Raw genomic sequence first — 21,193 nt, 5'->3', positions numbered from 1 at the left:
TCCATTCACAGCACCGACCACACTCCGATCGCGCTCAGGCAGACCACGACGGCGGCGCCTACCACGGTGACGGCCACGGCTCGCCCCGACGGGCGGCTGCGCCGCCACTGCAGGCCCACCTCGGCCTCCTGCGAGCCCGGGTCATTCCTTGCGACCTCGGCCTCATCGCCCTGGGGCGGGAGAGCAGGGCGGTCGTGTAGCGAGGCGGAGCCGGCGGGCTGGGCCTCGACACGACGAGGCGCGAAGGTCGTGGCGGCGTCGTCATGCCGGTGGGCGGCGGGCACGGTTCCGGTCGGCCCGTCGGGGTCCACTGTGACGGCCGGCCGCAGCATCGTGGAGTCCTGGTTCCGGCTCCCGCTCGTGTGTCGTCCGGACGCCTCCTCCATGACATCGAGCTGGGTGATGGCCAGGCGCAGGTCGGTCTGTACCTGTTGCAGCGCCCGAGCCAGGGAGACCGCGCTGGCATACCGTTCGCGGGAGGACTTGGCCATCGCTGCGACCAGGACCCGCTCGAGCTGCTCGGGTACGTCGCGTCGCCCGATCGGGGGGATTTGTTGGTGGAGCACTCGGTCGAGCATCGAGAGCTGGTCGTTGCGGTCTGCTCCGGAGACATCGACGTGGGGTGAGCGTCCCGCCAACAGCGTGTAGATGGTCGCGGCCAGGGCGTAGACGTCCGAGGCCGGAGTCAGGATCTCCTGGTTGAGCTGCTGCTCGGGTGAGGCCCACGGCGGGGACGCCCCTCTGAACTCGTCCTGCTCGGCGCTGAGCCCAATGGGCGCGGCGATCCCAAAGTCGCCGAGCACCGGGCGCCCGAAGGGGGTGAGCAGGATGCTGGCAGGCTTGATGTCGCGGTGGAGGTAGCCGACTCGGTGAATGGTCTCCACCGCGCCCGCCAGCCGGATACCGATCTCCAGGGCGCGTGTGAGGGGCAAGGGCTGCGAGGCGGCCAGCTTGCCCAGGTGGGGAGGTGGACAGTACTCCATGATGAGGTAGCTGCGATCCTCCTCCACCGTCCCGGCCCCGTAGACCGACACGATGGAGGGGTGCGATGACAGGCGGGCCATGAGGTCCGCCTCGGTGGTGAACCGGTGGTGGTCGCGTCGGCTGCCTCCTTGCCGCAGGATCTTGACCGCTACGTCGCGGCGCGGCACTTGCTGCTCATACAGGAAGACATCGGCGAAGCCCCCGGCGCCCAGGAGGTGCTTGGGGCTGGCTCCGGGGATCGGCGGTCCTTGCGGGGCGGAGCTCGGGGCGGACATCATGCCTTTCGCTCCACTGTCAGGGTGGTGCCGTCACCGATGTCGATGACGTCGCCGATGCGCAGGAAGAGCGGCTGGTGCTCGGGCACGCGGCGGGGCTCCTCTCCGGCGCGCAGCAGGAAGGTCCCGTTGGTGGAGCCCAGGTCCTCCACGCGCATGTCCCAGCCTTCGACCCGCACGGCGCAATGAGTCTTCGAGATCTCCTTGCCCGGGCTGGGGACGGCCAGCAGGCGGGGGCTCTGAGCGGCGGTGCTGCTCGTGCCCTGGGGCAGTCGGCCGATGATGATGTCGGCGTCCAGGACCGCCGTGGCGCCGGAGGAGACACGCAGAACGCCCAGGACCGGTTGCTCGACCTGGCCGGTCCTGGAGGTGATGGTGCCGTCGCATTCGCGGCACGAGGAGGCGTGCACCGGATTGGGGTGCCCCGCTTCGCAGAAGACGGCCATCACGCTGGGGCCGGTGCCGGAGGGCTCGTCGAGCCCGGTCTGCCCGCCCAGTGTGTTTCCGGTGGCATGAAGTCCTGCAGCCGAGACGGTGCGTCCGTCGTGCTTGCCCTGCTTGCTCGAGGGCACCGAACCCTTCGGGGAGGCCGTATCCGCGCCGCCGTCCGGGGCCTGTCGCTGAGCCGGGAGCGGCTCAGCGACCTGCGATGCGTGCTGGCCGGAGGTGCCCTCGCCCAGGGGGGAGGCCCGGTGGCGTCCGGACCCTGCGGTGAGTCGGGCCAACGGATCAGTGTCCTGGGAGGAGACCGGGCCGATGGCCGCCTCGGCCCCCTGCATCATCGTGTGCTCAACAAGACGACCGACGTTCTGGTCCTGGGCCTGCTGCCCCTGTGCCTTTGGAGCTGCGGCCTCGGCCGCCGGAACGTCGTCGGGCCCCAGTACCGCGGCCGGAGCTCCCGCCCCGGTCCCCTGCGGGGAGCCCGTACCGTCCAGCAGGTCCATGGACTGCGCTCCCAGCGTCTGTCCGGGATCGGGGCGGGACAGGTGGGCGGCCTCCCCCTGCTCCTGCCTCGCAGATAGCGATGTCGACGGCGGTGGGTCGTCCCGCTTGGGGGCGCCGTCGGCCTGAGCCTGCCGGAGGATCTCCTGGGCCGCAGATGGCAGCGGTGCCCCCTGACCCCCGTGAGCGCCGGTCTCAGCAGGTGAGGACGATGGATGCTGGTGGGCTCCGAAACCGATGTGCAGCTGAGAGGCTCGTACGATCCCCGAGCGCAGAGGGAGGAACTCCTCGAGCCCTTCGTGACCGGCTGCGTGTCCGGGGACCGGGACGAGCTCGAGGATGCACTGGTTGACCCGCTCATAGCGGGACTCCTCCCACACGACGACCTCGGAGGCGCTGAAGCTGCGCTCGCCGTCGGCAGTGTCCAGGTGGAGGCAGAAGCGCCCCCGGGCGGCCACTCGCAGCTCCTGGCCGTCGATGGCCATCATGAGGAAGTCGGGGAGGGTGAAGACCTCGTTGTCGTGCAGCCGGCTCAGGCCCTTCAGCAGGTCGCCGAGGCAGCGGTGTTCACCGAGCTTGGTCCACATCGCCTCCATCGCCTGCGCACTTCCGTCGAGGGCGAGGACGCCGCCGTCCGCGACGGCGACCAGGATGTCGCCGGGTACCCAGCGTGTCAGCATGTTCATGGACGAAACCTCCTGGAGACGGGGGTGGGGACGGTGGAGCCGGAGCCTGCGCCCCGGGGCAGCGTGATGTCGTCGACCTGCGTGTAGGTGTCCGAGGAGGCGTCGGACATGAAGACCTGGGAGTCGGACTGGTCGACGTCGAAGTTCGTCGAGGAGGTGCGCAGGCCCCCGTCGAGCATCTGCGAGCGGTAGCTGAGGTGGGCGACCATCGCCATCGCCCCGTTGGTCACCGGCACTCCACCGTCATGAAGATCGACATCATGAGTGGCCATCCCCGGGTGCAGGACGACGGCGACCAGAGCGGCAGCGGCCAGGACCGCGATGACGCCGACATTGACGCCGCGCCTGGAGAACCGTTTCACAGTGCTGCGCTCCAGCAGGAAATAGGGATGAGCCAGGAAGGATGGAGCTCGTCAGAACGACCAAGATTTTAACTTCCTCGTTGGACGGCAACAAATGTCCCGAATGTGGGGAAATACAGGGGAAGAGTGGATTTTTCGTTGGGATCAAGGAGAAGGGGAGGCTTGTGTCTCCAGTATCCACCTGGGTGGTTGTTATGAACTTGTGATTCGAATGGTGAGGTTGTGTGCTGAATCAATGCGGCCGCCTCTTACTGGGGTGCGGATACTGCCGCCCTCTGGCGGAGACGGTCCGTGGTGGGGTGCCTCTATGTGGCGTGTCAAGCGGCTGCTGGTGGCTGTGTCGATGGTTGCGGGGTGTAGGGGGTTGGCGCCAATCCTTGCCTTGCCCGCTCGCTTCAGCCTGGCTGACGTGGGCTAGGTGGCGACGGTTCTCCGGACGTGGCGTCGTGTGCCTGGCCAGGGCTTCGGGGGTGGTGGGGTTGGTCGGCCACCACCAGTACCTGTCTCTTTCCTTGTACGTGCTGGGAGACCTCTCGCAGCCGGTCCTCGTCGTTTGGCAGGGCCCTACCGAGGGTCTTCCGGCCCTCCCAGCTCAAGGTCGTGGCCCAGTGCTCACTCCTTGCTGGCGCCCGGTACCGATGAAGACCTCGATGTCCTCGATGTCCATCCCTCCTGCCGCCTCTCGTCGCATGGGGGGGTGGCTGGTGGGCGACCGGTCCTGCACCACTTATGCGCGAGACCTCAGCTGCTTTCCGGTAGGCCGCTCCGCTTATCTGCGGCTCTCGGCAGCCGGGTGCCGTGGGTGATTCTCGCCCCCAGACGCCCCTCGTCGAGTAGTCGACAACTCTCGATAGATCGACCTATCGCGTATTGTCGATGTATGGGTTATGGTGCTGGTGTCAGCTCGCGTCGCCGTGCTGGGAGCGGGCATCGGCCGCTTGGGGCGGCTGATGGTCGGTGTCAGAGGAAACGAGAGGTAAGGAGGGGCGTGATGGTGCAGCGTCTGAGTCATGCTGTCGGCGGTGGGGCGAGAGGAGGGGCGATTGCGTGCGCACTGCTCGCAGTGGGATGCTTGGCGCTCGGGGGAGTGTTCGTTCGGCTCAGTGAGGTCGGACCGATCGCCACCGGTGGCTTCCGGTCGCTGATCGCCGCCCCCATGCTGCTCCTGCTCGACGCCGGGATTGGACTGCGGGGCGGACCCCGAGTGCGGGAACGTATGCCCCTTCGTGACCATGTCACCATCGCCCTGGGTGGCGCTCTCCTGGCGATCGACCTGTGCCTGTGGAACGTGTCGTTCTTCTACACCACGCTGGCCGAGTCCAACCTCCTGGCCAACCTTGTCCCCTTCGCCGCGGCGATCCTTGGGTGGGTGCTTTTCAGGGACGTTCCCGACGTCAGACTCGTTTCTCCGGCGACCCTGGCGATCGGGGGACTGCTGCTTCTGACTCCGGTCGGTATTCATGCGGACCCGGGGCACCTGTTCGGAAACGCGATGGCCTTGGCCACGGCATTCTTCTACACGGGATTTCTAGTTGTCGCCCAGGGGCTGCGAACGAGGTATCCCGCGCCACGTATCATGGCACTACTCAGCTTGTGGTGCGCAGCGGTGTGTCTTGCAGTGGCAATGCTGCGCGGGGAGAACCTGCTTCCACGTTCCGCAGAGGGCTGGCTGCTACTCGTTGTCCTGGCGTTCACCTCCCAGATACTCGGGCAGACTCTCATGGCGCACGCCATGCACTTCATGTCGCTGCAGCTCGGGTCGCTGTTCACCCTGCTCCAGCCCGTGGCCGCAGCCGTCTACGCCTATGTCCTCTTCTCCGAGACCTTGTCGCTCTCTCAGTTCCTCGGTGCGGTAGTCCTCATCGTCAGCATCTACTGGGCCAAGCTCGTCCTCGGTACGTGATGCGTCTCGGTATCGGAACGCCGGTTTTCAGGACGAGTGATATGCTCGCCCGAACCTCGAGCCGCGGCACAGAGAGGGGGGAACGATGTCGGAGGATGTGAAGAGTCATTCGGAAGGATATTCGGATTCTGCGGACCTGGCTGTGATGGTCGACGCCCTCAAGGTTCTCGCTCATCCGGTGCGCCTCCGGATTCTTCAGTGGCTCCGAGATCCTCGGGCGGAGTTCCCTATCGAGCAGGGGATTGCGGATCCCGATGAGTACGGGGTCTGCATCAAGCAGATCACCGACAAGGTGGGGCTTGCTCAGTCGACCGTGTCGGCCTTCATGCGAGCCTTGGAGCGTGAGGGGCTGGTGACTTCCACGCGTATCGGGAAATGGACCCACTACAAACGCGACGAGAAGCGCATCGCCGAGATCCGCTCACAGGTCGCCACGTTGCTGTAGCTCATCTACCTCACGTCATTCGCCAGTGAGGACCGTCATCAAGGGGGTTGTCATGCCGAGGACGCGCGCCGACCTGTTCGCCTCCTACCGCAGCTACCTGGCCCTGCAGCGGGATCTGTCCGGGCATACCGTGCGCGCCTATCTCGTCGACATCAACGACCTGCTGAGCTTCCTCGGCGTCGGTGAGGGGGGCACGGAGCCCGTTGACGCCGCCCTGGCCACCCTCGACCTGGCGGACCTGCGGGACTGGCTCGCCGCGATGGCCGCCAGCGGTCACTCGCGCGCCACCCTGGCCCGCCGCTCGGCCTCGGTGAGGACCTTCTCCTCCTGGGCCTTCGAGACGGGACTGCTCACCTCCGACGTCGCCGCGCGTCTGCGAGCGCCCCGCGTCGATAACCGTCTGCCCGGGGTGCTGACGCCCCAGCAGGCCTCGCAGCTGCTCAAGACCGCCTCGGACCTCGCCTCGGACGGGCACGTCCTGGCCGTGCGTGACCTGGCCATCATCGAGACGCTCTATGCGACCGGAGTGCGGGTCTCCGAGCTCGTCGGCCTGGATGTCGCCGACCTCGACCACTCCCAACGGACCCTGCGAGTCCTGGGGAAGGGCCGTAAAGAACGGACCGTCCCCTACGGGCTGCCCGCCTCCAAGGCGCTGGAGGCATGGCTGCATCGGCGCGGTGAGATCTGCGCCGTCGATGCGGGAGGCGCCCTCTTCCTCGGGGCGCGAGGGCGACGTATCGATCCCCGGGCGGTGCGCGACGTCGTCCACCGCCTGTGCACGGCCGCCCAGGTGCCCGACCTGGGCCCGCACGGACTGCGGCACAGCACCGCCACCCACGTCCTGGGCGGGGGAGCGGACCTGCGCAGCGTCCAAGAGCTCCTCGGCCACTCCTCACTGGCCACCACCCAGCGCTACACCCACGTCTCGGCTGAGCGCCTGCGCAGCGTCTACGAGCAGGCCTTCCCTCGGGCCTGAGCGGAACCCTCGTGGGGTCGCGTTCTCAGTGAAGGGGCTTGAGGCGGATGACGGCCGGTTGCAGCAGGCGCAGCGGGTTGATGTACGTCTTGGGGCCGGTGCGCGCCCCCCAGTGCAGGGCGCAGACCCCGTCCGAGCGGTGCCCCGGCAGCAGGGTGCCGATGACCTGCCCCGCAGCCACCGTGTCACCGGCGCTGACGGTCGGTTCGACCGGCTCATAGGTGGTGCGGATCCCGTCGGCGTGGTCGATGGAGACCACGGGGCGCCCGGCCACCATGCCGGCGAAGGCGACCCTCCCCGCGGCGGCGCTGCGGATCTGCGTGCCCTCGGCGGCCGCAAGATCCACTCCCCGGTGCCCGCGTCCCCACACGACGGCGGGCGGGTCGAAGTCCTCCACCACGGTGGCCGGCGCGCCGGTCGGCCACTGGTAGCGGCCCCGCGGGTGCCGGGGGTCCGCAGGCCGGTCCGTCAGCGCCGGGCCGGCCGTCCCCGTGCCATTGATGAGCGGGGAGGAAGGGCTCAGGCTCGTCACGAGCGAGGTCGACGAGGACAACCAGCGGGCGGCCTCAGCCGGCCCGGATGCACTGCCCGTCCGCTCGGGAGGCAACGGATCCTGGAGCCATGGAGCCCGAACCGTGGTCACGGCAGTGCTGGCGCCCGGGCCGGAGAGGGTGCTCACTCCCCGGGCCGGTGGTGCACCGGGCAATGCGGCCAGTGAGCCGCAGGCGATCAGGGCCGTTGCCAGCGCGGCGAGACGGCGGGACGTGCGAGGATCTCCGAGGTGGCGGCTTTGCCGAGGCTGCTGTGGGTGCATGCCCTCAGAGTGCGCGCCGAGCGGCCCTCGGCGCCGAGGGCGTCGTCGGCCCTGTGGAAAGCCCCTCGAGGAAGCGGCCTGTGGTGACCGGGACGACTCCGAAAACCGCAGATTCGGCCTCGGCTGCTGGTCCAGTCCTGTGGTAGCCTCGCCTCCGCAGCATTCTGCGGATCGCTCCGGCGTCAGCGGGAGACGGGCCCGGAATGCTGACTTCGCGTGTCTGCACCCGAGTATATCGGGACGTCCCTCCGGGCGACACGGTCGCGGTCCCGATCATCACGGTTCGCCACGGTGAACGGGTGGCCGTGCGTCGCAGGCACCAGGCCCCATCCGCGCCGGCTCCCAGCCGGTCACCGGCTCCGGTGCGCGTTCGCAAGCGTGCGGAACCACGGGGAAGAACCCAGAAGAAGAACCCTGGGACGCGTCCGGGCGCAGCTCGGCCGTCCCCCGAATGATCGTGCGTCGAGCAACCTCTCGGCACACACGGAAGGACCGTCATGGCCGTCGTTACCATGCGCCAGCTCCTTGACAGCGGTGTCCACTTCGGGCACCAGACTCGTCGCTGGAACCCCAAGATGAAGCGCTTCATCCTCACCGAGCGCAACGGCATCTACATCATCGACCTCCAGCAGTCCATTGAGGGCATCAACACCGCCTACGACTTCGTCAAGGAGATCGTCGCTCGCGGCGGCAACATCCTGTTCGTCGGAACCAAGAAGCAGGCCCAGGCCGCCGTGGCCGAGCAGGCCCAGCGCGTCGGCATGCCCTACGTCAACCAGCGCTGGCTGGGCGGCATGCTCACCAACTTCTCCACCGTGCGCGCCCGCCTGGACCGCATGAAGGAGCTCGAGCAGATCGACTTCGACGACGTGGCCGGCTCCGGCCGCACTAAGAAGGAGCTGCTCATGATGCGCCGCGAGAAGGACAAGCTCCAGCGCACCCTGGGCGGTATCCGCGACATGAGCAAGCTCCCCGCGGCCGTGTGGGTCGTGGACACCAAGAAGGAGCACCTGGCCATCTCCGAGGCCCAGAAGCTCGGGATCCCGGTCATCGCCATCCTGGACACCAACTGCGACCCGGACGAGGCCACCTACGGCATCCCCGGCAACGACGACGCCATCCGCGCCGTCACCCTGCTCACCCGTGTCGTCGCCGACGCTACCGCCGAGGGCCTGCTGGCCCGCTCCGGCGGCCGCGCCCGCACCGGTGAGGAGGCCGTGGTCGCCCCCGCCGACGCCGAGCCGCTGCCCGAGTGGGAGGCCCAGCTCCTCGCCGGAGCCGAGGCCGAGGCCACCGAGGTCGCCGCTGAGGTGACCGAGGCTGTCGCCGAGGCCGCTGCGGCCGAGCAGGCCTGAGCCCGCCCTCAGCTCCTCGCTCACAGCGCGGCGTCCCCGCGCTGTGAGCACCTCTCACTCGTCCTTTTTCACACGTCTATTAGTCACTGACTGACCAGGAGACATTCATGGCGAACTACACCACTGCTGACATCAAGGCGCTGCGCGAGAAGACCGGCGCCGGCATGCTCGACGTCAAGAAGGCCCTCGACGAGGCCAACGGCGACGCCGAGAAGGCCATCGAGATCATTCGCGTCAAGGGCCTCAAGGGCATTGCCAAGCGCGAGGGCCGCGCCGCCTCCGCCGGTCTCATCGCCGCCAAGGTCGTCGACTCCGGCAACGGCCAGGTCGGCGTCCTCGTCGAGATCAACGCCGAGACCGACTTCGTGGCCAAGAACCAGAAGTTCCTCGACTACGCCGAGCAGGTCCTCACCGCCGCCCTGGACTCCGGCGCCACCGACGCCGAGGCCCTGGCCGAGGTCGAGGTCGACGGCTCCACCGTCAAGGAGCTCACCGACGGCATGCAGGCAGTCATCGGCGAGAAGATCGTCGTGCGCCGTGTCGGCCGCCTCGAGGCTGACAAGATCGAGCTCTACCTGCACCGCACCAACCCCGACCTGCCCGCCCAGGTCGGCGTCCTGGTGGGCACCGACGCCAAGGCCGCCGAGGTGGCTCACGACGTCGCCATGCACATCGCCGCCTACTCCCCGGCCTACGCTACCCGCGAGGACGTCCCGGCCGAGGTCGTGGACAAGGAGCGCGCCATCGCCGAGGAGACCACCCGCGCCGAGGGCAAGCCCGAGAAGGCCATCCCCAAGATCGTCGAGGGTCGTCTCAACGGCTTCTTCAAGGAGAACGTCCTGGTGGACCAGGCCTTCGCCAAGGACCCCAAGACCACGGTCGGCAAGGTCGTCGAGGCCACCGGTGGCGAGCTGACCGGTTTCGTGCGCTTCCGCGTCGGCGCCTGATCCGCTCACTGTTCGGGGCGGGGGCGCGAGCATCATGCTCGCGCCCCCGCCCGTTTCTCTCCCCACTCATCGACATCCCTCACCGTCTGCTCCCCGGGGCGCCCTCCTCGAGCACGTCTCATGCGTGGCCCTGGCCCCATGGCACGGTCCCATGGTGTGTCTGACTGCCGGGGTTGACGCTCATCGTGGCCCGGTGCCTGCCCGGACGGGGTAGGCTGTGCCAAGCCTGCCCACCGAACCCAGGAGACATAGCGCAATGAGTCAGGAACCGGCTCGTGACGACCGCGTCGCCCACGGCACGCACCCCAGACGTGTTCTACTCAAGCTCTCCGGTGAGGTCTTCGGTGGCGGAGCCATAGGTCTGGACCCCGACGTCGTTTCCGACGCCGCCCGCCAGATCGCCGAGGCCGTGCGCGCCGGAGTCCAGGTCTCCGTCGTCGTCGGAGGCGGGAACTTCTTCCGCGGCGCCGAGCTCTCCTCGCGCGGCATGGACCGCGCCCGCGCCGACTACATGGGCATGCTGGGAACCGTTATGAACGCCCTGGCCCTGCAGGACTTCATTGAGAAGGCGGGGGTGCCCGCCCGTGTCCAGACCGCCATCGCCATGGGACAGGTCGCCGAGTCCTACATCCCCCTGCGCGCCATCCGCCACATGGAGAAGAACCGCGTCGTCGTCTTCGGCGCCGGTGCCGGCCTGCCCTACTTCTCCACGGACACCGTCTCTGCCCAACGCGCCCTGGAGACCCACTGCGACGAGCTGCTCGTGGGCAAGAACGGGGTCGACGGCGTCTACACCGCCGACCCCCGCAAGAACCCCGATGCCCGGCGCCTGGACCAGCTCACCTACGAGCGCGCCCTGGCCGACGGCCTCCAGGTGGTCGACGCCTCCGCCTTCGCCCTGTGCCGCGACAACGGCCTGACCATGCGCGTCTTCGGCATGGGGGAGCCCGGCAACATCACCCGAGCCCTGCTGGGTGAGAGAATCGGGACACTCGTCAGCTGTGACTGACCCGGCTGCGAGCTCAGACGGGCCGCCGAGGGCCCCTTCGAGCTCCGTGACCGCATGCAGCGCAGACGGCCGGCACACCCTCCCAACCCGCAGCCATCCCCGCGATGGCCGATCACTACCTGACGAACCCACGACCGCCCAGTAAAGGAAGCACCATGATCGACGACGTCATGCTCGAGGCCGAGGACAAGATGGACAAGGCCCTCCAGGCCGCCAAGAGCGAGCTGGCCACCATCCGCACCGGCCGCGCCAACCCCTCGATGTTCAACGGGATCGTCGTGGACTACTACGGCGCCCCCACCCCGCTCCAGCAGCTGGCCTCCCTGACGATCCCCGAGGCCCGCACCGTCCTGGTCAGCCCCTTCGACCGCTCCGCCATGAAGGACATCGTCACCGCCATCCGCGAGTCCGACCTCGGCGTCAACCCCACCGATGACGGCACCGTCATCCGCGTCACCCTCCCGGCACTGACGGAGGAGCGCCGTAAGGACTACGTCAAGCTCGCCCGCTCCCGCGCCGAGGACTCCCGCGTCCAGGTGCGCGGTATCCGTGGCAAGGCCAAGAAGGAGCTCGAGGCCATCAAGAAGGACGGTGAGGCCGGCGAGGACGACGTCAAGCGCGCCGAGCACGAGCTCGACGGCCTCACCAAGCGCTTCGTCGAGCAGATCGACGCCGCCCTGAGCGCCAAGGAGGCCGAGCTGCTCGAGGTCTGAGCCGCCTTCTCCCGGGAGCAGCCGCGCCACCGTCCGGCCTCCTGCCCTGTCCCGTCAACCCCTGTGAGCCCCGTGTCGCCTCTGCTGAACCCGCGCCCCACGCGCAACCACGACCCCCTGCCCGCCACCGGGCGGGCGGGACGCAACCTGCCCGCCGCCATCGGGGTGGCGGTCGTGCTCATCGCCGTGGTCCTGGGGTCCCTGGCCTTCTACAAGGTCATCTTCGTGGGCGTCGTCGTCCTGGCCGTGTGCGGGGCGCTGTGGGAGCTGGCGGCGGCCTTCGCCCGCAAGCGCATCCGCCTGCCCCTGGCGCCGCTGTGGTTGGGGACCCTGGGAATCTCCGTGTGCGCCTGGGAGGTGGGAGCGGAGGCGGCCTTCGGGGCCTACGTCGCCACCGTCGGCGCCTGCGTCCTGTGGAGCTTCATGGACCAGGCCGAGGCGGAGGTCGGCACCGTCCTGGAGCAGGCCGGCCACGACATCCCCCGCACCGAGGCCCACGACGAGGTCCGCCGCTCGCGCTCCAGCGCCGCGGCCGCCTCGGTCTTCGCCGCCACCTACCTGCCCTTCCTGGCCGGCTTCGCGGTTCTGGTCCTGGTGCAGGAGCACGGAGTGGGAAAAGTCATGATGCTCATCGCCCTGGCGGCCGCCAACGACACCGGCGGGTGGATGGCCGGCATCACCTTCGGCCGTCACCCCCTGGCGCCCTCGGTCTCACCGAAGAAGTCCTGGGAGGGGCTCATGGGCTCCCTCATCGCAGCCGTCGCCACCGGTGCCGGCTGCGTCTGGGCCATTGGCGGCCCCTGGTGGACCGGGGCCGCACTGGGGGCCTGCACCGTGATCGTCTCCTCCCTGGGAGACCTGGGGGAGTCCCTGCTCAAGCGGGACCTGGGACTCAAGGACATGGGCACGCTCCTGCCCGGGCACGGCGGAATTATGGACCGGCTCGACTCGATCCTCGTGGCCGCTCCACTTGTCTACGCCTTCACCCTCCTGGTGAAATAGGCACGCATGCCGCACCCACCCCTATCGACCAGCCCGGCCCTCCCCAGCCCCGGGACACGAGGAGCACGAGCGTGAGTCCATCGCGAGCACAGCAGCGCCCCCGGCGCCCGCAGCCCGTCAGCATCACCGGACGGCCACATGACGGCCGGGTCCAGGTCATGCCCACCGACCAGCCCCCGGAGGGCGCCACCAGCCCCGACGCCAAACCGCGCCTGTCCTTCGCGGTGCCCGCCGCGCGCGGCAAGGCCCCCCGCCACCTGGCCGACCTCGACCTGGCCGGGCGCAAGGCCGCCTGCAAGGACTCGGGCCTGCCCTCCTTCCGGGCCGACCAGCTCTCACGCCACTACTTCACGCACTTCACCCGTGACAGCGCGGATATGACCGACCTGCCGGCCGCCCAGCGCGAGCAGCTGTGCGCCGAGCTGCTGCCCGAGCTCATCACCCCGGTGCGCGCCCTGCGCGCCGACGGCGGGCGCACCATCAAGCACCTGTGGGAACTACACGACGGCGTGCGCGTCGAGAGCGTCCTCATGCGCTACAAGGAGCGCACCACCCTGTGCGTCTCCTCCCAGGCCGGCTGCGGCATGGCCTGCCCGTTCTGCGCCACAGGTCAGATGGGCCTGACCCGCAACCTATCCACCGGGGAGATCGTGGAGCAGGTGCGCCACGCCGCCCAGGCCTCGGCCGCCGGGGAGCTGACCGGGGGGCCGGCCCGCCTGTCCAACGTGGTCTTCATGGGCATGGGCGAGCCGATGGTCAACTACAAGAACGTCGTCGGCGCCCTCCACCGGCTCATCGACCCGGCCCCGGCGGGCTTCGGCCTGTCGGCGCGCGGCATCACCGTCTCCACCGTGGGACTCGTCCCCCTCATCCGCCGACTCGCCGGCGAGGGGCTGCCGGTGACGCTGGCCGTCTCCCTGCACGCCCCCGACGACGAGCTGCGAGACGAGCTCATCCCCGTCAACTCCAAGTGGAAGGTCGGCGAGCTGCTCGACGCCGCCCACGACTACTTCCTGGCCACCGGCCGGCGCGTGTCCATCGAGTACGCGCTCATCAAGGACATGAACGACCACGCCTGGCGCGCCCAGCTGCTCGCCGACGAGCTCAACCGCAGGGACACAGGATGGGCCCATGTCAACCCCATCCCGCTCAACCCCACCCCGGGGTCCATCTGGACCTGCTCGGAGGTTGCGGTTCAGGATATGTTCGTCGACACGCTCCGGCGTGCCGGAATTACCACGACAGTGCGAGACACTCGAGGCAGCGACATCGACGGTGCCTGCGGTCAGCTCGCGACCGAGGTACTCAACCAGGAGAGGGTCAAGACGACATGAGCGACATGTTCCCCAAGTCAGCGCTCTTGCGACCGGGCTACCGCCCCGAGCAGGTCGACCGCTACTTCGAGACGGCTCACGAGATCTACGACGCCGGTGAGCTCGACGAGATGGACTCCGAGGGCGTGCGCACCGTCGCCTTCGACGTCGTCCTGCGCGGCTACCAGCCCCAAGCCGTGGACGCCGCCCTCGACCGGCTCGAGGCCGCCTTCCTCCAGCGCCGGCGCGCGGCCTTCGTGGCCAAGAACGGTCGCCAGGCCTGGATGGACCAGGTCACTCAGCTCGCCACCACCCTCTACCCGCGTCTGCTGCGCCCGGCCGGCGAGCGCTTCGCCCCGGCCTCCGGGCAGGGGTACGACAAGACCGACGTCGATGCCCTCATGGACCGTATCGCCGGCTACTTCGATTCCGACACCACCCTGACCTCCAGCGAGGTGCGCGGAGCGGTCTTCCGTCGAGCCCGGGGGAACAAGGCCTACGGGGAGCCCAGCGTCGACCGTTACCTGGCGCGCGTCGTCGAGGTCCTCCTGTCCGTCGAGTGAGTCACGCCCGTCGAGCCCGTCCTGAGGAAACCCGCCACCCCATGACCAGCCACGCACCAGCGCCCTCCCACAACCCACAGCGACTGGTCCTCCTGGGATCCACCGGGTCGATCGGCACCCAGACCCTCGAGGTCCTCTCCCGCCTGGGGGAGCACGCCCCGCGAGTGGTCGCCCTGGCCGCCGGCGGATCGCGCCTGGAGCTCCTGGCCCGCCAGGCCATCACCTGGGAGGTCCCCGTCCTGGCCGTCACCGGCGGGGGAGAGGACCTCGCCGGCCGCCTGCGCCAGGCCCTGAGAGCCGCAGCCGCCCAGGCCGGCCGCCCCGACCCGGTCACCACCATCCTCACCGGTCCCGACGCCGCCACCACGGCGGTCCAGGCCGCTGAGCTCGGCGCCGGCGACACGGTCGTCAACGGCATCACCGGCTCGGTGGGACTGCTGCCCACGCTGGCCGCCCTGGCCAGCGGCGCCCGCCTGGCCCTGGCCAACAAGGAGTCCCTCGTCGTCGGGGGCGCCCTGGTCCGCCAGGCGCTCACGCGACCCGGCCAGATCGTCCCCGTGGACTCCGAGCACTCCGCCATCGCCCAGGCCCTGGCCAGCGGCCGCCACGAGAAGGGACTGACCAGTCCCGTCCTCAGCGGACGCAGCGAGGTGCGGCGGCTGGTCCTGACCGCCTCCGGCGGTCCCTTCCGCGGACGCAGCCGCGCCGAGCTCACCGGGATCAGTGCCGCCGCCGCCCTCAAGCACCCCACCTGGGACATGGGGCCGGTGGTGACCATCAACTCCTCGACCCTCATCAACAAGGGGCTCGAGCTCATCGAGGCCCACCTCCTGTTCGACGTGGCACCCGAGCGGATCGACGTCGTCGTCCACCCCCAGTCCGTCATCCACTCCATGGTGGAGTTCACCGACGGCGCCACCATCGCCCAGGCCTCCCCGCCCGACATGCGCCTGCCCATCGCCCTGGGCCTGACCTGGCCCGAGCGCCCCGACCTGTCGGGCCTGGTGACTCCCAACGACTGGCGCGAACCGGTCAGCTGGACCTTCGAGCCGCTGGACGACGCCGCCTTCCCCGCCGTCGACCTGGCCCGCAGCGCCGTGGCGGCCTCGGACACCCACCCGGCGGTGCTCAACGCGGCCAACGAGCAGGCCGTAGCCGCCTTCCTCGCCGGCGGCCTGGAGTGGCGCGACATCGTCGAGATCGATGCGGCCGTCGTGGCCGAGCACGAGGGCCTGACCGGCCCGGGCCTCGACGACGTCCTGGCCGTGGAGACCTGGGCACGCGCCCGCGCCGACGAGCTCATCGCGGCACGAAACGGAGGAACGCACTCGTGAGCACCACCCTGGCCTACATCCTGGGCATCGTCATCCTCGTCATCGGGATCGGTGTCTCAGTGGCCCTTCACGAGCTCGGGCACATGATCCCCGCCAAGAAATTCGGCGTGAAGGTACCCGAGTACTTCATCGGCTTCGGCCCGAAGATCTGGTCGTTCAAGCGCGGCGAGACCGAGTACGGCGTCAAAGCCATCTGGCTTGGCGGCTACGTCAAGCTCGTCGGCATGCTGCCTCCGGCCAGGCCCGGCAGGCCGGACCGCCGACGCAAGGACGGAAGCCTGGGCATGGTGGGCGAGGCACGCGCCGAGGCCCTGGAGGAGATCCAGCCCGGGGAGGAGCACCGGGCCTTCTACCACCTCAGCGTCCCCAAGAAGCTCATCGTCATGGCCGGGGGAATCCTCACCAACCTGGTCCTGGGGATCGTGCTGCTGGCCGTGGCCGTCGGCGTGGTCGGCATCCCCGGACGCACGACGACGCTGTCGACCGTGGCGCCCTGCGTGTCCTCAGACATCGACGCGGGCACCCCCTGCCAGGACTCCGACCCGGTCGGCCCCGCCAGCGCCGCCGGCATACGGGTCGGCGACAGGATCGTCTCCTGGGGCGGGGTAAAGGTCTCCACCTGGGAGGAGCTGCAGGCCCGGATCGCAGCCGCAGGCACCAGCCCCACCGAGGTCATCATCGAGCGAGACGGAGTCGAGCGCAAAGTGAGCGTCACTGCGGTCGAGGCCCAGCGCACCGTTCGCGACGCGCAGGGCGCCCCGGTCAAGGACGCCTCCGGGGCCGTGCGCACCCAGGCCCGCCCCTATGTCGGCATCTCCCCGTCGCTGGGAACCACTCCCCTGAGCCCCACCAAGATCCCCGGCATCATCGGACAGGCCATCGGTGGGACGGTCAAGGCCATCGCCACCCTGCCGGTGGGCCTCTATCACGCCGTCCAGGCGGCGCTGGGCGTTGAGCAGCGCAGCGCCGACAGTGGCGTCGTGGGCCTGGTGGGCATGGGACGCATGGCCGGAAACGCCACCAGCGGCGGTGTGGCCGGGGGTGGGGCGGTCCCCCTGTCGATGCGGGTGAGCACCATGCTCATGCTGCTGGGCAGCCTCAACCTGGCGCTGTTCGCCTTCAACCTGGTGCCCCTGCTGCCACTGGACGGCGGGCACGTCCTCGGAGCCTGCTGGGAGGGCATCCGGCGCTCGATCGCCAAGGCGCAGGGCAAGCCCGATCCGGGACCGGTGGACACGGCCAGGATGCTGCCCGTCGGTCAGGTCGTCTTCGGACTGCTCATCGCCATGGCCCTGGTCCTGGTGTGGGTGGATATCGCCGCGCCGCTGTGAGGCCCGCAGGGCCGGGGAGGGCGTGAGCAAATCGGTACCGGCGGGAGCGATGCCACACACCGGAGATGCAGGCCCGGGCAGGGCGGGTGACATACTGGACGGGTGACTGAAGCGATCGCTCTTGGCATCCCTACGATGCGTGCCCAGGCCCCGGTCCTGGCAGCGCGCCGACCCACTCGCAAGATCCGGGTCGGCAGCCTCAACGTCGGTGGAGACGCCCCCATCACCGTGCAGTCGATGACCACCACGAAGACCCACGACATCGGCGCCACTCTGCAGCAGATCGCTGAGCTGACGGCCGCGGGCTGCGACATCGTGCGCGTGGCCTGCCCCACCGACAAGGACGCCGAGGCACTGCCGATCATCGCCAAGCAGTCCCGCATCCCCGTCATCGCGGACATCCACTTCAACCCCAAGTACGTCTTCGCCGCCATCGAGGCGGGCTGCGGCGCGGTGCGTGTCAACCCCGGCAACATCCGCAAGTTCGACGACCAGGTCGCCGACATCTGCAAAGCCGCCTCCGACGCCGGCGTCTCCCTGCGCATCGGCGTCAACGCCGGTTCCCTGGACAAGCGCCTGCTCAAGAAGTACGGGAAGGCCACCCCCGAGGCGCTCGTGGAGTCGGCCACCTGGGAGGCCGGACTCTTCGAGGAGAACGACTTCCACGACTTCAAGATCTCCGTCAAGCACCACGACGTCGTCACCATGGTGCAGGCCTACAGGCTCCTGTCGGAGGCCGGCCAGTGGCCCCTGCACCTGGGCGTGACCGAGGCCGGCCCCGCCTTCCAGGGCACCATCAAGTCCTGCGCCGCCTTCGGCACCCTGCTGGCCGAGGGCATCGGCGACACCATTCGGGTCTCGCTGTCCGCTCCTCCGGTCGAGGAGGTCAAGGTGGGCACCAAGCTGCTGGAGTTCATGGGGCTGCGCGAGCGCCAGCTCGAGATCGTCTCCTGCCCCTCCTGCGGTCGGGCCCAGGTGGACGTGTGGACCCTTGCCGAGGAGGTCGAGGCGGGACTCAAGAAGGTCACCGCTCCGCTGCGCGTGGCCGTCATGGGCTGCGTCGTCAACGGCCCCGGCGAGGCCCGCGAGGCGGATCTGGGCTGCGCCTCGGGCAATGGTAAGGGCCAGATCTTCGTGCGCGGCCAGGTCGTGGAGACCGTCCCGGAGGATCAGGTCGTCGAGACCCTCCTCAAGCACGCCGAGGCCATGGCCGCAGAGATGGCCGAGGAACTCGGGGAGGAGGCCCTGGCCGGCACCAGCCCCATGGTCTCGGCAGCCGGCTGAGGACCGGTGAGGGCCGGGCGCCTCAGCGCCGGCCCGGGCCTGACGGGTATGAGCTTCCTGCGGCACCGCGACACGAGACGCGCTCAGCGTCACGCCGACCGCCTGACACCGGTTCCCTCCGATCAGGTGTCGGGAGTCATGTCGCTGTGCGCTCTGGATCCGGTCTGCGCCGTGAGCCTGGTCCAGCAGATGCAGCGCTGGACCCGCTGGGGACGTGGAGACGTCGTCGCCCTGGGCGGACTGGCACAGCCCGTTGCCGCGGCCTGGTCGGTCGGCTCCCTCATGCCCTTCGGCCTGGCCGGACGCCCCGAGCACGGTCTGCGGGCGGCCGATGCCGGTGAGATCCGGGCACTGGCCGAGCACTGCCGACCCCGCCTGTCCAGGCACGGCTCGGTCTGCGGGCCGGCCCCGGACGTCGCAGCGATCTGGGGAGCGCTCAGCGAGCAGGGAGTGCGTTCCCGCCAGGAGCGCTGGAAGCAGCCGGTCCTGGCCGCACCTCGCCCGGCCGCGGGGCTGAGCGTCGGGCACCGGCCCCGTCACCCCTCCCTGTCTTGGGTGGGGCAGGCGGTCCGCCGGGCGCAGCCAAGTGAGACGGAGATGGTCCTTCCGGCCTCGGTGGACATGTTCATCGGTGAGCTCGGTTACGACCCCACCACCGATGGTTCCGGATACAGCCGCCACGTCGGCTGGCTCATCGAGCAGGGGCGCAGCTACGTCGTCCTCGACGACGGCGCCGGTGGGCCTGTCCAGCCCGAATCGCCCCGGGCGGTGGCCTTCAAGGCCGACGTCGGGGCCCTGTGGCACTCCCCGACAGGCGGCGTCGCCCAGCTGACCGGCGTGTGGACCCGCCCCGACCTGCGTGGGCGGGGAGTCGGGGCGGCGGCACTGGCCGGCGTGGTGGACGCCGTGCGCCGGGACCATGTCGGCGCCGACGGCGTCGTGAGCCTCTACGTCAACGACTACAACGCCCCTGCCATGGCGCTCTACCGCTCCCTGGGCTTTGAGCAGGTGGGCCTGTTCGCCACCGTGCTCCTGTGAATGTTCCCGGTGGGACCGCAAGGATGATGCGATTTTGTTACACGGCGCCTGCAAAGTCATGGTGAACAACATATGGAGCGTCTTGGGCGGCTCGCCTACGATCACCAATCGTGTGCAGTACGGATGACGTCGACTCCGAGAACACGGAGCGTCAGAACAATATCGAGGTATGGAATGACCTCGTATCGCCCAGAGACTTGATTGTCTGTCTCCTGATATCGGTGATATGTGTCGTCGCGGCGGTGCTGTTCTCCGTTTATCTCGGAGGCAAGCCGCTGTTCTGGGGGCTGGGGGCCTCCACTATCGGTTTTATCGCCTGCTGCTTCCTTGTGACTCCTAAACGTGAGGTCACCATTGTCGATGAGCTGAACATCGGGGCGAGTGAAGGGGGAGACCAGTGACTGTGAGCCTTCTCCTCATGATGGCGGCTGCCATCCTGGCTGCCGTAGTCCTCTACACCTTCATCGGTTTCATCCCCGGGACCGATGAGACCGGGGTGCTGGCCCCCGTCACTCTGGCGATCATCCTGGCTGGGGCACCACCGCACGTAGTGCTCGCCTTCTTCATCTCCGCCGTGGTCACGCTCAACCTCATGAACGGGATCCCGACGGCGCTGGTGGGACTGCCCGGCGGAGTCATGTCCGCTCCGCTCATGGATCACGCCATGGTGCTGCGCAACAAGGGCCTGGCCTCAGACACGATCCGGAAGATGGCGGTGGGGTCGGCCATCGGAACTCTTATCTCCATTCCCCTGAGCTTCCTCCTTGCCGGTCTGCTGCTGCCCATGGCCGACTGGATCAAGTCCAACTCCGATATCGTCCTGGCTGCCGGAGCCGTGATTCTGGCACTGCTCGGAAAGAACCGAATTCTCTCCCTGGTATCGATTCTTCCCATGGCACTTCTGTTCCAGGCGCTTCCGGCGCTCTACCGAGGGGCGGGGATTATCCCTGAGAAGGCCAGTGTCAATACCTCATTCTTCCTCGGTATCACCGTGGGGCCCATGCTCCTGACCCTCCTGGAGCTGCTCAATGCCAAGCGCCGGGAGGCACTGCCGCACGGCAATCGCACCAAGGCCGAGCTGCTGCGATCCGGTTTTGAGCGACAGGCGTTGTGGCCGGGGCGGCTCATCACGAGGTCCGAGGGCTGGTGGAGTGCCGCCATGGCCGCCGTCTCCACCCCGCTGTTCATTCTCAGCCCGGTGGGCCTGACCTTCCTGCTGGGCGAGGCCTCCGTGGCCCGCCAGAAGGAGGACCGGGTGCCCCGCGCGCAACGTGCAGTGACCGTCATGAGCGCCCTGACCCACTCGACCTACCTGGCCGGCGTCATCATTCCTCTGGTGGCGCTCGGGGTCCCGATCTCCGGTGTGTCCGTCGGCCCCGCCGGTCCGCTGTTCAATGCGGGCTCGGTCTACACCAAGCAGCACAACCTGCACCACCTGCTGGATCTGCCCGGATTCATCATCACCGTGACCATCGGGGCTCTTGCCGCGGTTACGATCACGTACGTCATCGCCGTGCGCTGGTCCTCGCAGATCACCTACTTCGTCATGCGTCGCATTCCCCACGAGGCGGTGCTGGCGCTGTTCGTCGCCTTCGTCCTCCTGCTGGCCTACATCGACGCCGACCAGAAGGCAGGCCTGGCCAATGTCTTCGGGGTCCTGCTTGTGGGCATCGCGTGCGGGTCGCTCAACCGACTGGGGGTCTCCTACGGCGTCCAGTTCATGTCCCTCTACGCGGCCCCCGGCATCGTCAAGGCCCTGGCCGCTCTGGCCTGATCTCCTTCTCGCGGGATGCGGCGGAGGTTGGGGACCGGCCTCCGCCGCACGTCTGTTGCGATCGGCCGCGCAAGACTCCGGTGCTGAGTCCTGATACCAGCACTCGATGAGTCAGTCGGAGTTTGGGGCAGAGGGGACGATCT

Annotated in this window: 20 protein-coding genes; 16 read left to right on the top strand and 4 right to left on the bottom strand. The window is 68.9% G+C overall.

Going from position 1 to position 21,193, the window contains the following annotated elements; genetic code table 11:
* Window positions 1-5 precede the first annotated feature (5 nt).
* From HW274_RS08325 to HW274_RS08315, 3 genes are read right to left on the bottom strand one after another with little or no spacing between them, the layout of a single operon-like run.
* Window positions 6-1,259, bottom strand: a complete 1,254-nt coding sequence (locus HW274_RS08325) for a serine/threonine-protein kinase (RefSeq protein ID WP_260679033.1) — start codon at window positions 1,257-1,259, stop codon at window positions 6-8.
* Entirely contained in the window at window positions 1,259-2,887 is a 1,629-nt protein-coding gene (locus HW274_RS08320) for an FHA domain-containing protein (protein ID WP_185988568.1), read from the bottom strand. The genes HW274_RS08325 and HW274_RS08320 overlap by 1 nt, the downstream gene beginning before the upstream one ends.
* Entirely contained in the window at window positions 2,884-3,249 is a 366-nt protein-coding gene (locus HW274_RS08315; RefSeq protein WP_075253290.1) for a serine/arginine repetitive matrix protein 1, read from the bottom strand. The genes HW274_RS08320 and HW274_RS08315 overlap by 4 nt, the downstream gene beginning before the upstream one ends.
* Window positions 3,250-4,240: 991 nt before the next feature.
* On the opposite strand from HW274_RS08315, the gene HW274_RS08310 reads away from it, so the two are divergent.
* The 3 genes from HW274_RS08310 (at window position 4,241) to HW274_RS08300 (ending at window position 6,573) form a co-directional block, all read left to right on the top strand.
* Complete coding sequence (locus HW274_RS08310; protein WP_185988567.1) at window positions 4,241-5,152, top strand: DMT family transporter; 912 nt, start codon at window positions 4,241-4,243, stop codon at window positions 5,150-5,152.
* Window positions 5,153-5,237: 85 nt separating this feature from the next.
* Window positions 5,238-5,597 (top strand): helix-turn-helix transcriptional regulator, encoded by a 360-nt coding sequence (locus HW274_RS08305; protein ID WP_185988566.1) that lies wholly within the window; start codon window positions 5,238-5,240, stop codon window positions 5,595-5,597.
* Window positions 5,598-5,649: 52 nt separating this feature from the next.
* Window positions 5,650-6,573 carry a tyrosine recombinase XerC gene (locus HW274_RS08300; protein WP_185988565.1) on the top strand — a complete coding sequence of 308 codons (924 nt, stop codon included), beginning with the start codon at window positions 5,650-5,652 and terminating at the stop codon, window positions 6,571-6,573.
* Between the two features lie 25 nt (window positions 6,574-6,598).
* Here HW274_RS08300 and HW274_RS12810 read toward each other — a convergent pair whose 3' ends face one another.
* Window positions 6,599-7,252: a M23 family metallopeptidase gene (locus HW274_RS12810; RefSeq protein WP_256692389.1), complete on the bottom strand. Its 654-nt coding sequence runs from the start codon at window positions 7,250-7,252 to the stop codon at window positions 6,599-6,601.
* A 632-nt stretch (window positions 7,253-7,884) separates the two neighbouring features.
* Here HW274_RS12810 and rpsB point away from each other — a divergent pair.
* From rpsB to HW274_RS08230, 13 genes are all read left to right on the top strand, one after another.
* Window positions 7,885-8,742: a 30S ribosomal protein S2 gene (gene rpsB, locus HW274_RS08290; protein ID WP_075253294.1), complete on the top strand. Its 858-nt coding sequence runs from the start codon at window positions 7,885-7,887 to the stop codon at window positions 8,740-8,742.
* 107 nt (window positions 8,743-8,849) lie between these two features.
* Window positions 8,850-9,689, top strand: coding sequence for a translation elongation factor Ts (gene tsf, locus HW274_RS08285; protein WP_003786404.1), 840 nt, complete (start codon window positions 8,850-8,852; stop codon window positions 9,687-9,689).
* Window positions 9,690-9,945: 256 nt separating this feature from the next.
* Complete coding sequence (gene pyrH, locus HW274_RS08280) at window positions 9,946-10,698, top strand: UMP kinase (protein ID WP_070511117.1); 753 nt, start codon at window positions 9,946-9,948, stop codon at window positions 10,696-10,698.
* A gap of 155 nt (window positions 10,699-10,853) precedes the next feature.
* Window positions 10,854-11,411: a ribosome recycling factor gene (gene frr / locus HW274_RS08275; protein ID WP_003786400.1), complete on the top strand. Its 558-nt coding sequence runs from the start codon at window positions 10,854-10,856 to the stop codon at window positions 11,409-11,411.
* A gap of 72 nt (window positions 11,412-11,483) precedes the next feature.
* Window positions 11,484-12,413: a phosphatidate cytidylyltransferase gene (locus tag HW274_RS08270; protein WP_185988564.1), complete on the top strand. Its 930-nt coding sequence runs from the start codon at window positions 11,484-11,486 to the stop codon at window positions 12,411-12,413.
* 71 nt (window positions 12,414-12,484) lie between these two features.
* Window positions 12,485-13,747: a 23S rRNA (adenine(2503)-C(2))-methyltransferase RlmN gene (gene rlmN / locus HW274_RS08265; RefSeq protein ID WP_185988563.1), complete on the top strand. Its 1,263-nt coding sequence runs from the start codon at window positions 12,485-12,487 to the stop codon at window positions 13,745-13,747.
* On the top strand, window positions 13,744-14,289 hold the full coding sequence (locus tag HW274_RS08260) for a DivIVA domain-containing protein (RefSeq protein ID WP_003786395.1): 546 nt from the start codon (window positions 13,744-13,746) through the stop codon (window positions 14,287-14,289). The genes rlmN and HW274_RS08260 overlap by 4 nt, the downstream gene beginning before the upstream one ends.
* Before the next feature lie 41 nt (window positions 14,290-14,330).
* Window positions 14,331-15,623, top strand: a complete 1,293-nt coding sequence (dxr, locus tag HW274_RS08255; RefSeq protein WP_185988562.1) for a 1-deoxy-D-xylulose-5-phosphate reductoisomerase — start codon at window positions 14,331-14,333, stop codon at window positions 15,621-15,623.
* Window positions 15,620-16,954 carry an RIP metalloprotease gene (locus HW274_RS08250; protein WP_185988561.1) on the top strand — a complete coding sequence of 445 codons (1,335 nt, stop codon included), beginning with the start codon at window positions 15,620-15,622 and terminating at the stop codon, window positions 16,952-16,954. The genes dxr and HW274_RS08250 overlap by 4 nt, the downstream gene beginning before the upstream one ends.
* Window positions 16,955-17,056: 102 nt before the next feature.
* Window positions 17,057-18,238 (top strand): flavodoxin-dependent (E)-4-hydroxy-3-methylbut-2-enyl-diphosphate synthase, encoded by a 1,182-nt coding sequence (ispG, locus tag HW274_RS08245; RefSeq protein ID WP_003786387.1) that lies wholly within the window; start codon window positions 17,057-17,059, stop codon window positions 18,236-18,238.
* Between the two features lie 48 nt (window positions 18,239-18,286).
* On the top strand, window positions 18,287-19,276 hold the full coding sequence (locus HW274_RS08240) for a GNAT family N-acetyltransferase (RefSeq protein WP_185989596.1): 990 nt from the start codon (window positions 18,287-18,289) through the stop codon (window positions 19,274-19,276).
* A 110-nt stretch (window positions 19,277-19,386) separates the two neighbouring features.
* Window positions 19,387-19,677 carry a hypothetical protein gene (locus HW274_RS08235; protein WP_101586145.1) on the top strand — a complete coding sequence of 97 codons (291 nt, stop codon included), beginning with the start codon at window positions 19,387-19,389 and terminating at the stop codon, window positions 19,675-19,677.
* Complete coding sequence (locus tag HW274_RS08230; protein WP_003786380.1) at window positions 19,674-21,050, top strand: tripartite tricarboxylate transporter permease; 1,377 nt, start codon at window positions 19,674-19,676, stop codon at window positions 21,048-21,050. The genes HW274_RS08235 and HW274_RS08230 overlap by 4 nt, the downstream gene beginning before the upstream one ends.
* Window positions 21,051-21,193 lie beyond the last annotated feature (143 nt).

The sequence above is a fragment of the Actinomyces sp. oral taxon 169 genome (genome assembly GCF_013394715.1).
GTDB lineage: Bacteria > Actinomycetota > Actinomycetes > Actinomycetales > Actinomycetaceae > Actinomyces.
Note: the sequence above shows the minus strand (reverse complement) of the source record. Positions and strands in the feature narration are given on the sequence as shown.

What these genes read in the sequence shown, in the direction of transcription:
- dxr (WP_185988562.1), top strand. Translation starts at nt 14,331, where the DNA reads ATGACCAGCCACGCACCAGCGCCCTCCCACAACCCACAGCGACTGGTC.
- pyrH (WP_070511117.1), top strand. Translation starts at nt 9,946, where the DNA reads ATGAGTCAGGAACCGGCTCGTGACGACCGCGTCGCCCACGGCACGCAC.
- HW274_RS08310 (WP_185988567.1), top strand. Translation starts at nt 4,241, where the DNA reads ATGGTGCAGCGTCTGAGTCATGCTGTCGGCGGTGGGGCGAGAGGAGGG.
- HW274_RS08240 (WP_185989596.1), top strand. Translation starts at nt 18,287, where the DNA reads ATGAGCTTCCTGCGGCACCGCGACACGAGACGCGCTCAGCGTCACGCC.
- HW274_RS08325 (WP_260679033.1), bottom strand. Translation starts at nt 1,259, where the DNA reads ATGTCCGCCCCGAGCTCCGCCCCGCAAGGACCGCCGATCCCCGGAGCC.
- HW274_RS08260 (WP_003786395.1), top strand. Translation starts at nt 13,744, where the DNA reads ATGAGCGACATGTTCCCCAAGTCAGCGCTCTTGCGACCGGGCTACCGC.
- tsf (WP_003786404.1), top strand. Translation starts at nt 8,850, where the DNA reads ATGGCGAACTACACCACTGCTGACATCAAGGCGCTGCGCGAGAAGACC.
- frr (WP_003786400.1), top strand. Translation starts at nt 10,854, where the DNA reads ATGATCGACGACGTCATGCTCGAGGCCGAGGACAAGATGGACAAGGCC.
- rpsB (WP_075253294.1), top strand. Translation starts at nt 7,885, where the DNA reads ATGGCCGTCGTTACCATGCGCCAGCTCCTTGACAGCGGTGTCCACTTC.
- HW274_RS08320 (WP_185988568.1), bottom strand. Translation starts at nt 2,887, where the DNA reads ATGAACATGCTGACACGCTGGGTACCCGGCGACATCCTGGTCGCCGTC.
- HW274_RS08300 (WP_185988565.1), top strand. Translation starts at nt 5,650, where the DNA reads ATGCCGAGGACGCGCGCCGACCTGTTCGCCTCCTACCGCAGCTACCTG.
- HW274_RS08305 (WP_185988566.1), top strand. Translation starts at nt 5,238, where the DNA reads ATGTCGGAGGATGTGAAGAGTCATTCGGAAGGATATTCGGATTCTGCG.